The 12,281-nt window shown below is 67.9% G+C and carries 9 protein-coding genes; 3 read left to right on the forward strand and 6 right to left on the reverse strand.

Annotated elements, in window-relative coordinates:
- Nucleotides 1-69: 69 nt before the first annotated feature.
- Nucleotides 70-510: a homoprotocatechuate degradation operon regulator HpaR gene (hpaR, locus tag U5A56_RS05560; protein WP_124665820.1), complete on the forward strand. Its 441-nt coding sequence runs from the start codon at nt 70-72 to the stop codon at nt 508-510.
- Between the two features lie 82 nt (nt 511-592).
- Here the strand turns inward: hpaR and U5A56_RS05565 are convergent, their stop codons facing one another.
- Nucleotides 593-1,804, reverse strand: coding sequence for an SDR family oxidoreductase (locus tag U5A56_RS05565; RefSeq protein WP_321921264.1), 1,212 nt, complete (start codon nt 1,802-1,804; stop codon nt 593-595).
- Between the two features lie 640 nt (nt 1,805-2,444).
- Here U5A56_RS05565 and U5A56_RS05570 point away from each other — a divergent pair.
- Both U5A56_RS05570 and U5A56_RS05575 read left to right on the forward strand, forming a co-directional pair.
- A complete protein-coding gene (locus U5A56_RS05570) occupies nt 2,445-2,792 on the forward strand; it encodes a DUF3564 family protein (protein ID WP_044842963.1) in 348 nt (115 codons plus the stop codon).
- A 387-nt stretch (nt 2,793-3,179) separates the two neighbouring features.
- The gene (locus U5A56_RS05575; protein ID WP_321921267.1) at nt 3,180-5,072 is read left to right on the forward strand and encodes a peptidoglycan D,D-transpeptidase FtsI family protein; all 1,893 of its coding nucleotides are present in this window, start codon (nt 3,180-3,182) and stop codon (nt 5,070-5,072) included.
- Between the two features lie 195 nt (nt 5,073-5,267).
- On the opposite strand, the gene U5A56_RS05580 is transcribed toward U5A56_RS05575, so the two are convergent.
- From U5A56_RS05580 to U5A56_RS05600, 5 genes are all read right to left on the reverse strand, one after another.
- Entirely contained in the window at nt 5,268-6,983 is a 1,716-nt protein-coding gene (locus U5A56_RS05580; protein WP_321811220.1) for a cation:proton antiporter, read from the reverse strand.
- Between the two features lie 209 nt (nt 6,984-7,192).
- Nucleotides 7,193-8,620 (reverse strand): cytochrome c, encoded by a 1,428-nt coding sequence (locus tag U5A56_RS05585; RefSeq protein WP_321921269.1) that lies wholly within the window; start codon nt 8,618-8,620, stop codon nt 7,193-7,195.
- Nucleotides 8,617-10,395: a GMC family oxidoreductase gene (locus tag U5A56_RS05590; RefSeq protein ID WP_321820410.1), complete on the reverse strand. Its 1,779-nt coding sequence runs from the start codon at nt 10,393-10,395 to the stop codon at nt 8,617-8,619. Before U5A56_RS05590 ends, U5A56_RS05585 begins: the two co-directional genes overlap by 4 nt.
- Nucleotides 10,395-11,132 carry a gluconate 2-dehydrogenase subunit 3 family protein gene (locus U5A56_RS05595; RefSeq protein ID WP_321921271.1) on the reverse strand — a complete coding sequence of 246 codons (738 nt, stop codon included), beginning with the start codon at nt 11,130-11,132 and terminating at the stop codon, nt 10,395-10,397. The genes U5A56_RS05590 and U5A56_RS05595 overlap by 1 nt, the downstream gene beginning before the upstream one ends.
- A 640-nt stretch (nt 11,133-11,772) precedes the next feature.
- The gene (locus U5A56_RS05600) at nt 11,773-12,189 is read right to left on the reverse strand and encodes a DUF3995 domain-containing protein (RefSeq protein ID WP_321921273.1); all 417 of its coding nucleotides are present in this window, start codon (nt 12,187-12,189) and stop codon (nt 11,773-11,775) included.
- Nucleotides 12,190-12,281: the final 92 nt, after the last annotated feature.

Raw genomic sequence — 12,281 nt, forward strand, 5'->3', positions numbered from 1 at the left:
CCCTGATACATGAAATTCAGCACCGTCGGCTGTTAAGATTGATGCGTCCCCGTCCATTCCCCACCCCCGATGAACCGTACGCTCGACCATCGCAACCTGGCCATGCTGCTGCTCGAGGCCCGCGAAACGCTGATGGGCCTGTTCCGCCCCATTCTCAAGGAATTCGCGCTGACCGAACAGCAATGGCGGATCATCCGCGTGCTCGACGGCGAGCCGGCGAATGCGCTCGAAGCGGGACAGATCGCGCGCCGCTGCTGCATCCTCAGCCCGAGCCTCACCGGCGTGCTGGAACGGATGGAGCGCGACGGCCTGATTACGCGCACACGCGCGCAGGAAGATCAGCGCCGGCTGCTGGTGAGCCTGACGCCGCAAAGCAGGAAGCTGGTGACCGAAATCGGCCCGCGCATCGACGAGCAGTATCGCCAGCTCGAAGCGCGTTTCGGCCAGGACGGCCTGGACGACATCTACCGTGCGCTCGACCGGCTGATCGAACTCGGCAGCGCGTCGTAGGGCCTGCCGCGGCCGGACCGCAGCGAGCGGCGGCGGGCGAACCCGAACCCGGGAACCGGCAAGCCGCGGATCGCGCGGGCCGTCAGTGCAGCGCCCCGCGCATCAGTTCGGTCACCGCGACGCCGCGGGACGTGCGCATGCATTCCTCGACGTAATCGATGAACGGCAGCGGCTCGAAATCGATTTCGTCGCGCACGCGGCGGTTGTCGAACACGCGATCGACCGTCGCGAACTCCGCGCCACGCTGCAACGCCCGGCCGATCACGCGCTCGAGCGCCGGATCGGACCGCCCGAGCACGTCGCGCACCACGAGCGGCAGGTCGGCCGGCGCGCACGCGGCGTAACGCGGCGCGCCCGTCATGCCGGCCGCCTCGTCCATCGCGCGTACGATCTGCGCGACCTGCGGCGCCTCGTCGCCGGCCGACACGTGGTACACGTCGTGCATCAGCGTCGGCTTCACGGCCAGCAGCATCGTCGCGCGTGCGACGTCGTCGACCGACACGATGTCGATGCGCGTCATCGGCCGTGCCGTGAAGCGGCGCGCCGCGTGCGCGACGCGGAACATCCAGAACGAATTCGGCGCGGGCCGCGTGCCGAGCACCGTGTGACCGACGACGTGCGACGGACGCACGACGACGAGCGGCAGCCCGAGCGCGCGCAGGCGCTGCTCCGTTTCCGCCTTCGCCTGCAGGTAGCCGGCCGCGAGCACCGCGCCGTGCAGCCCGTCGCCGGCCTGCGCCGCGTCGCTCGCCGCCGCACCCGCCATTTCCTCGTAAACGATCCCGCCGCGGCCCGCATGCGCGTAAGCGGTGCCGACGTACACGAAACGCTGCAGTTGCGGTGCGTGCGCGAACCGCTCGGCAAAGCGCAGCGAATCGGCGAGGTCAGCCCGCAGATGCGAACCGTTGGCCGGCGACGCGTGGCCCGCGCAGTGAATCACGTGCGTCGCGCCGGCGAGACGCGGCGCGTCGGCGCCCTGCCACACGTCGCCGAGTGTACCGACGACCACGTTCGCGTCGCCGAGACGCGATGCCCAGTACGGCGCGAGCCCTGCGCGCAGCGCCGCTTCACGCAAACGCGCGACCGCGTGGCCGCGATTCCCGGCGCGCACGACACACACGATGCGCTCGAGCAAGCCTGCGTTGACGAGCGCCGTCAGCACGGTACTGCCGATGAAGCCGGTGGCGCCGGTGAGCACCAGCCGCCCGACGTTGGCCGCCGCGACCGGCGCGCTGGCCGGCGACACGAGGCTCGTGCGCCAGTTGAGCGACAACGCGGTTTTCCAGATCAGCACGATAGTCTCCTTCGAAGAATCGGCCGGACGGCGCGGCAGCCCCGGATCGCGGCGCTGCGCACGGCGGTCGGCCGGGCCGGGGCCGACGCTCGCCCCGGCAGTCCCGACCGGCTGCGGCCCGCGATCGCGTCGATCGCGTCTCTGACACAAGGCGGCGGCCCGCCACGGACGGACGTCCGCGGCGCAGGATCGGGAAAATCCAAGTGTGGGGCCGGATCGCCCGGAAGTCTGTCCTGAAAGTTTCGTGAAAGTGTGTGGATTTGTGCACGAATGTCGGGGTGTGTCGTGCCGGCCGGGTCGTCAACTCGGTGAAACGCCCGGTCGGGCAGCTTGCGACGGAGGTTCGCCGGCGTGCTGCGGGCCAGCGCTTCGGCGCGACACATCGACGCGCCCCGGCCTAGTCATCGCATGTCGCGGGCCGACCCGGAGCGAGGCCGCGGCACGCAGATCGCGGTGTCGTCGGCGTTTGCACGCGGGGCCGGAATCCGCGCGTATCGTCAGACGTCCTTTCATCCGAAACACCAATAGACACAATGCGGATTTATTGAGGATTATCGCTTGCGTTTCACTGCAGTCTATCTAGACTATCCAAACCAAATCGGTCGAATGTGTCATTTTCTACTTTCCAGGAGACGTTCCAATGCGCCTCACTATCCGGATTAATGGCAGCGAATCGGCAACCCGGCACTCGTACGCGGTGTTGTGGGTCGATACCGACGAGCGGCTGTGGTCGCGCGAGGCACACCAGGGCATCGATCTCCCGGCCTGGGGCAAGGTTCGGGACGTGGAAGGCGCGATGGCCCTCTGCGCCGCCGACAGCGGGAATGCCGTGTGCCAGTTGAAGGGCCTGTCGTTCAGCGCGATGCAGCGCGAACAAGGTCCCGCGGTGCTCGCCGGCGAGCACCCCGACGGCGCGTGGCGCCTGCAGGCGGTCGATCGCTCCACGGCGGAGCCGGAATACCACGAATTCATTTCCGTCGCGCGATAGGTATTTTTGACGGCAATCCTCTGCGGTTTTCGGGTTTATTCCGGTTTCCGTGATATTCATTTCGATATTCATAAATAACGGCGCCTCTCTTCGAGGCGTTTTTATTTTTCCGTCCCGAAAATAATCGGGGCCGGGTTGATTGAGTCGCCTCCCCGGTCACGACCCGCCGCGTCCTTCCGATTCGTCGGCGACATCGGGCAATGCCCGCGCCGCCGTTCCCGCCTTCGTCCCCGCCTTCATCCCGCCTTTTCCGCCCGAAGCCCGGTCGCCGACGCGCATCTTTTACGGGGCCGAAGCACAGTTTCCCCACACGACGTTTACTCATTTATTACAATCACATTATTCCGATTGACTTGCCGCCGTCCGGCGGCCCGACCCGGCCCTTGCATGCGCGTGAAAAAGAAGACCCACCCCGCCGATCCGTACGCCGCCGCGACCAAGCACCCGATGCTCGCGTCGCGCTTGCCGATGTGGCGCTCGAAGCTGGTCGTGATCATGGTGTCCCTCGGTTTCGCCGCGCTGATCGGACGCGCGTTCTGGGTGCAGGTCGCGAACCAGGATTTCTATGTCGGTGAGGGCCAGAAGCGCTACCAGCGCACGATCGAGCTCGACGCGATGCGCGGGCGCATCGTCGACCGCAACGGCGCGATGCTCGCGGTCAGCCTGTCGACCTATGAAATCTGGGCGAACCCGAAACAGGTCGCCGAAATCGACTATCCGCAGATCGCGAAGCTGCTCGACATGCCGCTCGCGGAGGTGAAGCGCCGCCTGCGCAACGACCGTACGTTCGTGCTGCTCAAGCGGCAGATCGACGCCGAGACCGCAAGCCGGCTCGGCAAGCTCGAGATCGACGGCATCACGCAGATCGCCGATTCGAAGCGCTTCTATCCGGAGGGCGAATCGGCCGCGCACGTGGTCGGCTTCACCAACGTCGAGGACAAGGGCCAGGAAGGCGTCGAGCTCGCGGCGAACGGGCGGCTGTCGGGTACGTCCGGGCAGCGCGAGGTGATCCGCGACCGGCTCGGCCGCATCGTGTCCGACACGCGCCCGCTCGTGCCCGCGCAGCACGGCGCGACGATCGAACTGACGATCGACCGGCGGATCCAGCAGCTCGCGTTCAGCCAGCTCAAGGCCGCGGTGCTCGAGAACAACGCGGTGGCCGGCAGCGTCGTCGTGCTCGACGCGCAGAACGGCGAAATCCTCGCGCTCGCGAACTATCCGACCTTCGACCCGAACGACCGTGCACGCCTCACGGGCCAGCAGCTGCGCAACCGCGCGGTGATCGACACGTTCGAGCCGGGCTCGACGATCAAGCCGCTCGTCGTCGCGCTGTCGATCGACGAGCGCAAGGTCACGCCGAACACGATCATCAACACGTCGCCGGGCACCTACAAGATCGGCCCGGCCGTGATCCACGACACGTCGAACCACGGCTCGCTGACCGTCTCGCAGGCACTGCAGAAGTCGAGCAACGTCGCGCTCGCGAAGCTGGCGCTGAACCTGCCCGCCGAAACGATCTGGAACAAGTACCAGGAATACGGGATCGGCCGCGCGCCGGAACTGACGTTCCCGGGCGTCGCGTCGGGCCGCCTGCGCGGCTACAAGCGCTGGCGGCCGATCGAGCAGGCGACGATGGCGTACGGCTACGGGCTGTCGATGTCGCTGCTGCAGATCGCGCAGACCTACACCGCCTATGCGGGCGACGGCACGCTGCACCCGGTGTCGCTGCTGAGGAACGGTTCCGACCCGCAGACGATCGAGGCCCATCGCGGCCATCGCGTGACGTCGCCGCAGACCGCGGCGGCGATCCGTTCGATGCTCGAGTCGGCCGTCGGCGAAGGCGGCACGGGGCGCCGCGCGCGCGTCGACGGCTACCGGATCGGCGGCAAGACGGGCACGGCGCGCAAGCAGGTCGGCGCAACCTATGCGAAGGGCAAGTACCGCGCCCTGTTCGCGGGGATGGCGCCGATGAGCAACCCCCGCCTGATCGTCGCGGTGATGATCGACGAGCCGCGCGGCAAGGGTTATTACGGCGGCACGGTGGCCGGCCCGGTGTTCTCGTCGGTCACGAGCGGCTCGCTGCAGCTGCTCGGCGTGCCGCCGGACGCGCCGGTCGAGCCGACGCCGAATGCGCCGCTCAAGGCTGCCGTGCCGCAAAAGACGGTCGCGGCGCCGAAGGCCGCCGTGCAACCGAAGACGGCAGCCGGGCAACAGGCGTCGGCACCTGTGAAAACGGCCGCGCAATCCGGCGCGGCCGTAGAGACGAAGGCGGCGGGCTGAAGCCGCCTGGGTGTTGGTGAAGTCGCCGGGGCGTGGCGCGGCGGCGAACAGGTCGGCTGACAGATCGGGATCGATTATTCGCTACGTAGAACCCGCCTCACGCGCCGCTCCGAAAGGCCGGCGCAATCCTGTAATCCCGGCGATCCGCGCAGTCGCGGCGATCCTATCGATCCGAGCGATCCCAGCCGCTAACCATCAATGCGCGGCCGCCACCGGCTTCGCCATCCTGCCGAGCACGTGCTCGGTCATCCCGCGCGCGAGTTCGCTCTCGCCCATGAACACGGTGCCGATTCCCTCGCTCGACAGCAGGTCGGCCTCGTCGCTGCTGTTCGTGCACAGCACGACCTCCAGCGCCGGATTGAGCGTGCGCGAGATCTCGACGATCTGCCGCACGTCGAATACGTCCGGCAGCGTGACGACCAGCATCCCGGCGCGCGCGATATGCGCCTGCACGAGCACGATCGGCTCGATCGCGTCGCCCGACACGGCCGCGACGCCGTCCGCGCGCAGCTTCTCGACGAGCTCGCGATTCTGCTCGACGACGACATAGGCGATCCCGCGCTCGTCCAGCGCATGCGCGATCCGCGTGCCGACCTTGCCGTAGCCGACGATCACGACCTGGCCGGTCAGGTGCGTCTGCGGCGTCGACATCGGCAGCGCGGCGAGCGGATCGTCGCGTGCCTCGAGCTTGCGCGCGAACGCCGAATGCTTGCGGATCCATGCGAGCGCCGGATCGATCATCGCGAACAGCAGCGTGTTCATCGCGATCGAGATCAGCGCGACCGCGAGAATCAGGCTTTGCCCCTCGGCCGACAGCAACCCGAGCGCACGGCCGAGCCCCGCGAGGATGAACGAGAACTCGCCGATCTGGGCGAGACCGGCGCCGACCGTCAGCGCGGTGTTCAGCGGATAGCGGAACGCGATCACGAGCGCGACCGCCGCGAGCGTCTTGCCGATCAGCACGATCGCCGCGACCTCGATCACATGCAGCGGCTCGGCGAGCAGCACCTTCGGGTCGAACAGCATCCCGACCGAAATGAAGAACAGCACCGAGAACGCGTCGCGCAGCGGCAGCGTCTCGTCGGCGGCACGCCGGCTGAACTCCGACTCGCGCATCATCATCCCGGCGAAGAACGCGCCGAGCGCGAACGACACGTCGAACAGCTTTGCCGCGCCGAACGCGATGCCGACCGCCGCGGCGATCATGCACAGCGTGAACAGTTCGCGCGAACCGGTACGGGCGACGAGCCACAGGATGCGCGGGAACACGCGCTTGCCGACCACGAGCATCAGCGCGATGAACGCGGCGACCTTCAGCATCGTGACGCCGAGCGTGCCCCACACGCTGCCGCCGGCCGCGTGCGCGTCGCCGGGCGGCGTGCCGCCGAGCAGCCCCGCGACGGGCGGCAGCAGCACGAGCACGAGCACCATCACGAGATCCTCGACGACGAGCCAGCCGACCGCGATGCGTCCGTTCACGGTCTCGACGAGCCCCCGCCCCTCGAGCGCCCGCAACAGCACGACCGTGCTCGCGACCGACAGCGCGAGCCCGAACACGAGCGCCGCGCCGAGACTCCAGCCCCAGGTGAGCGCGAGCCCGCCGCCGAGCAGCGTCGCGACGGTAATCTGGACGACGGCCCCCGGCAGCGCGATCTTGCGCACCGCGAGCAGGTCGCCGAGCGAAAAATGGAGGCCGACGCCGAACATCAGCAGCATCACGCCGACTTCCGCGAGCTGCTGCGCGAGCGACAGGTCGCCGACGAAACCGGGCGTGCCGGGGCCGATCACGATCCCGGCGAGCAGATAGCCGACGAGCGGCGGCATTTTCAGCAGCGACGCGAGGTAACCGAAGATCATCGCGAGACCGAAACCGGCCGCGAGCAACGCAATCAGGCTGATGTCATGAGGCATCCCCCCTCCCGAGTTCTTGTAACGATTTAGTAAGGTTCAAGAATGGAAGGATAAGGGATGAGGCGAAAAATTGGCGCGCCACGGCGAAAAATTCACGCGTCGGCACGCCATTGCGGGGTGCAACCCCGATCGGGCGGAACGCGCCCCGCGGGCCGACGGGCGCCGCGAGGCGGAGCAGGTGGGCGGGGCCGGATGCCCCGCCGCGTGGGTCAGCGCGACGCTTGCGGGAACCGCGCGCCCGGCGGCGGCTCCGGCCGCGTCGACGGCACGCTCTTGCGCACCTTCGCGACCTGCGCGGCCGTGATCGCCGTCCCCGTATTGCCCCAGCTCGTGCGCACGAAGTTCGACACGTCCGCGACTTCCTGGTCCGACAGGCGCCAGCCGAACGGCGGCATCGTGAAGGTCGACGGCGCGGTGTGCGTGCCCTTCAGCGCGCTGCCCGACAGCACGACGTGGATCACCGAAGTCGGATCGTCGCCCTGCAGGACCGGGTTGCCGGCGAGCGCCGGGAACACCCGCGCGTAGCCGTGGCCGTCGCTGCGGTGGCAGGCCATGCAGTTGTCGCGATAGACCGCCGCGCCCGGCTTGCTCGCGTCACCGGTCTGCAGCGCGTGCGCGGCCGTCGCGTCGTACGCGTACGGTGTCTCGCCCTGCACCTTTGGCGGCAGCGTCTTCAGGTAGCGTGCGATCGCCGTGAGATCGTCGTCGCTCATGTGCTGCATGCTGTGGCCGACCACGTCCGTCATCCCGCCGAACGCGGCCGTGCGCAGCGTGCGGCCGGTCTTCAGGAACTGCACGATCTCGGTTTCGTTCCACGTGCCGAACCCGGTGCGCGGCTCGCCGCGCAGGCTGGTCGGCACCCAGCCGTCGATCGCCGCGCCGCCGGCCAGGAAGTCGAGGCCGCCCGCGTCGGTCAGCGCGCGTTCCTGCATCGTCGCCGCGCGCGGCGTGTGGCACGCGCCGCAATGGCCGAGCCCCTGCACGAGATACGCGCCGCGCGCGACCACCGGATCGGTGTACGGCGCCGCATCGAACGGCTTCGGCGTCGGCGCGAACATCTTGCGCCAGAACGTCAGCGGCCAGCGCATCGACAGTGGCCACACGATGTCCACCTTGCGGTTCTCGTGCTCGACCGGCGCGACGCCGTGCATGAAGTACGCGTACAGCGCCTTCATGTCGTCGTCGGTCAGGCGCGCATAGGACGGGTACGGCATCGCCGGGTACATCGTGTCGCCGTTCTTGCGCACGCCCTCGCGCACCGCGCGGGTGAAGTCCTCATACGTCCAGCCGCCGAGGCCCGTCTTCGGGTCCGGCGTGATGTTGGTGGAATAGATCGCGCCGATCGGCGTGTCGAACTTCAGCCCGCCCGCGAACGGCTTGCCGCCGCTCGCGGTGTGGCACGCGATACAGTCGCCCGCGCGGGCCAGATATTCGCCGCGCTTGACGAGGTTCGCGTCGGCAGACTGTGCGACCGGTGCGGCTGCCGGGCCCGAAGCCGCGGCGGGCGCGGATGCCGGCTGCGCGAACGCGGTGCCGCCCGCGAGACCGAACGCCGCCCAGGCCGTGCCGATCGCCAGGGCGCGCCGCAGCGGGGAAATCCGGCGCGCGGCGTTGTGGTGGTTCATCGTCCTCTTCATACGGTCACCAGCGGGGCGGGATTTTTCAGGTATTGCTCGCGGATCGCGCGTGCCGACCAGTAGGCCAGCGCCGCGATGATCCCGGTCGGGTTGTAGCCGATGCCCTGCGGCAGCGCCGACGCGCCCATCACGAACACGTTGTGCACGTCCCAGCACTGCAGGTAGCGGTTCAGCACGCTCGTCTTCGGATCGGTGCCCATGATCGCGCCGCCGACCAGGTGGGTCGTCTGGTACGCGCGCGAATCGAAGTGCTTGCCGAACTCGCGCGTCGACACGCCGATCGCCTTCGGCCCCATCGCCTCCGCGATCTTCTTCATCTGCCCGGTCACGTATTGCGCCATCCTGATGTCGTTGTCCTTCCAGTCGAACGTCATCCGCAACAGCGGCTGGCCGTACGAATCGCGATAGGTCGGATCGAGGTCGAGATACACGTCGCGGTACGACATGTTCGTGCCGTGCGCGTCCATCGAGATCGTGTGCGCGTAGTTGTCCTTCACGGCCTTCTTCCACGCCGAGCCCCACTGCGGCGTGCCCGGCGGCGTCGCGATGCCGCTGATCGGCTTCACGCCGGCCTGGTTCACCCACAGCGGCGAGCCGCCGACGAAGCCGAGCGGGCCGTGGTCGAAGTTGTCGGCGTTGAAGTCGTCCACCGCGACGCCGTTGCCGCCCGCGCCGATGAACGGGTTCGTGTAGGTGTCCTTGTCGAAGAACGCCTTGATCGTCGACAGGTTCTGGTACGCGAAATTGCGGCCCACCACGCCTTCGCCCGAGATTGGGTCGTACGGCTTGCCGATGCCCGACAGCAGCAGCAGATGCACGTTGTGATACTGGAACGCGGCGACGATCACGAGATCGGCCGGCTGGTGCACTTCACGGCCGGCCGGGTCGACGTAGGTGACGCCCGTCGCGCGCTTCTTCGTGTCGTCGAGGTCCACGCGCAGCACGTGGCACTTCGAGCGCAGCTCGAAGTTCGGCACCTGTTTCAGCGCGGGCAGGATGTTCAGGTTCGGCGATGCCTTCGAATACATGTAGCACGCGTAGCCGCTGCAGTAGCCGCAGAAGTTGCACGGCCCCATCTGCACGCCGTACGGGTTCGTGTACGGACCCGACGTGTTCGCCGACGGCAGCCGGTACGGATGCAGCCCGAGCGACTTCGCGGCATCGGAGAAGCGCTGCGCCGAATACGTATTGAGCTGCGCGGGCAGCGGGAAGTTGTCGCTGCGGTTCGCCTCGAACACGTTGCCGTCGCCGACCACCTTGCCGCCGACCTTGTACGCCTGCCCCGACGTGCCGAACACCTTCTCGGCGAAGTCGAAATACGGCTCGAGTTCGTCGTAGGTGACGCCCGTGTCCTGGATCGTCATCCCTTCGGGGATGAACTTCTTGCCGTAGCGCTCTTCGTAGTGGCTGCGCAGGCGCAGTTCTTCCGGCGTGATCCGGAAATGCACGCCCGACCAGTGCAGCCCCGCGCCGCCGACGCCCTCGCCCGGCAGGAACGCGGCGAGTTGCCGGTACGGCAGCGCGGTGTCCTGCACGCCGTGGCGGATCGACACGGTCGTCTTCGACAGGTCGAGGAACAGCTTCTTGCGGACGTTGTAGGTCAGCTCGTCGATCGTGTTCGGATACGCGCCGTCCGGATAGGTGTCGCGATACTCGCCACGCTCGAGCGCGACGACGTTCAGGCCCGCTTCGGTCAGTTCCTTCGCGAGAATCGCGCCGGTCCAGCCGAAGCCGACGATCACCGCATCGACGTGCGGCTTCTTTTCTGCGGCCATCAGGTGCGCTCCCCGTTGATCGAGACGGGGCCGTACGGATAGGGCTTGCCGTTCTGGTTGACGAAATCCATGAAGTCGGCGCGCGCGCCCGGAAAACCGATCATCTTCCACGCGGCCATGTCGTGATTGCCGCCATGCACCGGATCGCAGAAGTAGCCTTCGCGCGTGTTCTGCAGCAACAGGCCGAAGAACACCGCCGACGGCACGTCGTCGATCTGCGCGCCGCCTTTTTCCAGTTCGCCGAGCACGGTGTCGCGGGTCGGCGCGTCGAGGTCGGCGAACGCCTTGCCGTGGGCCTTTTCGCAATAGCGGTTGACCGCCGCGATGCCGAGCCGGTAGATGTCGCGCGGCACGAGCTTGAGCTGGTAGCCGAGCTCGGGCACGCCCTGCTGGAACGGCCCCTGCATGTACCACGTCGCGCCGTGCGCGTACGGGGTTTCCATCTGGCGGTCGATGAATTCGGGCACGCCCGATTCGAGCGCGCCGGGGCCTTCGGCATCGGCCGGGATCAGCCGGTCGACGGCGGCCTGGACGAACGACCACTCCTTCGCATCGAAGAAGGTCGGCTTGTACGGCGCGCGTTCAGCGCCGGCCGACGCGGTGGAGGCATTGCCGGCCGCGGTCGAGGACGACGACGAGCGCAGGTCGCAACCGGCGACCGACGCGATCGGCACGAGCGCGACCGACGTGCGCAGGAAGCGGCGACGCGAGTTGGGTTTGTCGGGTGGCGTGGACATGGTCGGATGTTGATCGTTGGGGAGCGTGATTCGGGAACCCGCATTCCGGATGCGGCATGCCCGACACGGCAGCCATGCCGCGCGCGGCCGGCCGTCCTTTCTTGCGATGTTGCGAGCAAGCTCGATGCAGGCGCCGGCCCGCGCACTGCGCGGTGACGCCCGTCATGCAGCCGCGCGGCGCGCCGGTTCCGGCAGCCGCGCGGGGTCGACCTCTTCGCGGGTCTTATCGTCGGACAAATACGAGCTTGCCGCCCGCATCTGCCCCTCATCGCCATGGCCTATTCAACTTAGACGCCGCGCCGGCCGACGGCAAGCGCAACGTGCACGACCCTCAATTCGGGCCCGGCGACAAATGCCGCGAATTATAAATGGAACCGGTTCCATTTCCAAAGGGTTCGGTGCAATTCATTACATCGAAAATCGCAATAATGAGGAAATCGTTTTCCGGAATACGCAAGAGCCGTGGCGCGGCCGCGGCGTCGGTCGCAGGGCCGGACGCACGCGCGGGCGTCGCCTGACTGGCACCCGTCGTTTTTCAGGGTTGCCCTGCCCGCGCCGCTCGGCGCTTTCCGATGCGGCGCCTGCGACGCGCGTTACCGCCTCACTCTCGGCAAAACGGCCGTCCCGCTCGACGCGGTGCTCACCACGGCCACAGCATCGATGCGATCGACAACGAAAGTGCCGCGCACAGCGGCGAGTAACAGAGGCTGTCCATGCGCGCGAAACGCGACCCGCGAACCCGTTTGAAGAAGCCGACGTAGCGGAAATCGCCGACGGCGCGCACCGCGAAGATCAGTGCGAGCGCAACGATCGCGAACGCGATCGCGCCGGGATACAGAGTCGGCCCCAGCCAGCCCGCGCGCGACGCCACCGCGCTTGCGCCGGCCAGCAACGCCGCCGCGACAGCGAGCGTGCCGGGCACGGTCGGCCGCAGCAGCGGTACGCCGTCCTGTTCCGGAATGGCCGCATGCTTGCCGAGCCGTCCACCGAACGCCCAATAGACGTGAACGAGTGCGATCGCACAAAGCGTCGGCACGCTGAAATACGCGCCCGTCATGTCGGTAAGCTTCCTTGTCTCATCGTGTCGTCGTGTCGTGATCCAGCCGGAAGGAATCCGGCGCGCGGCCCCGCTCCGCGCCACCCGAGACG

The organism is Burkholderia sp. BCC1998 (assembly GCF_905339875.1).
In the GTDB taxonomy this organism is placed as follows: Bacteria; Pseudomonadota; Gammaproteobacteria; order Burkholderiales; family Burkholderiaceae; genus Burkholderia.

Coding starts and splice junctions, on each gene's coding strand:
- hpaR (WP_124665820.1), top strand. CDS start 70: ATGAACCGTACGCTCGACCATCGCAACCTGGCCATGCTGCTGCTCGAG.
- U5A56_RS05570 (WP_044842963.1), top strand. CDS start 2,445: ATGCGCCTCACTATCCGGATTAATGGCAGCGAATCGGCAACCCGGCAC.
- U5A56_RS05575 (WP_321921267.1), top strand. CDS start 3,180: ATGCGCGTGAAAAAGAAGACCCACCCCGCCGATCCGTACGCCGCCGCG.
- U5A56_RS05580 (WP_321811220.1), bottom strand. CDS start 6,983: ATGCCTCATGACATCAGCCTGATTGCGTTGCTCGCGGCCGGTTTCGGT.
- U5A56_RS05585 (WP_321921269.1), bottom strand. CDS start 8,620: ATGAAGAGGACGATGAACCACCACAACGCCGCGCGCCGGATTTCCCCG.
- U5A56_RS05590 (WP_321820410.1), bottom strand. CDS start 10,395: ATGGCCGCAGAAAAGAAGCCGCACGTCGATGCGGTGATCGTCGGCTTC.
- U5A56_RS05595 (WP_321921271.1), bottom strand. CDS start 11,132: ATGTCCACGCCACCCGACAAACCCAACTCGCGTCGCCGCTTCCTGCGC.
- U5A56_RS05600 (WP_321921273.1), bottom strand. CDS start 12,189: ATGACGGGCGCGTATTTCAGCGTGCCGACGCTTTGTGCGATCGCACTC.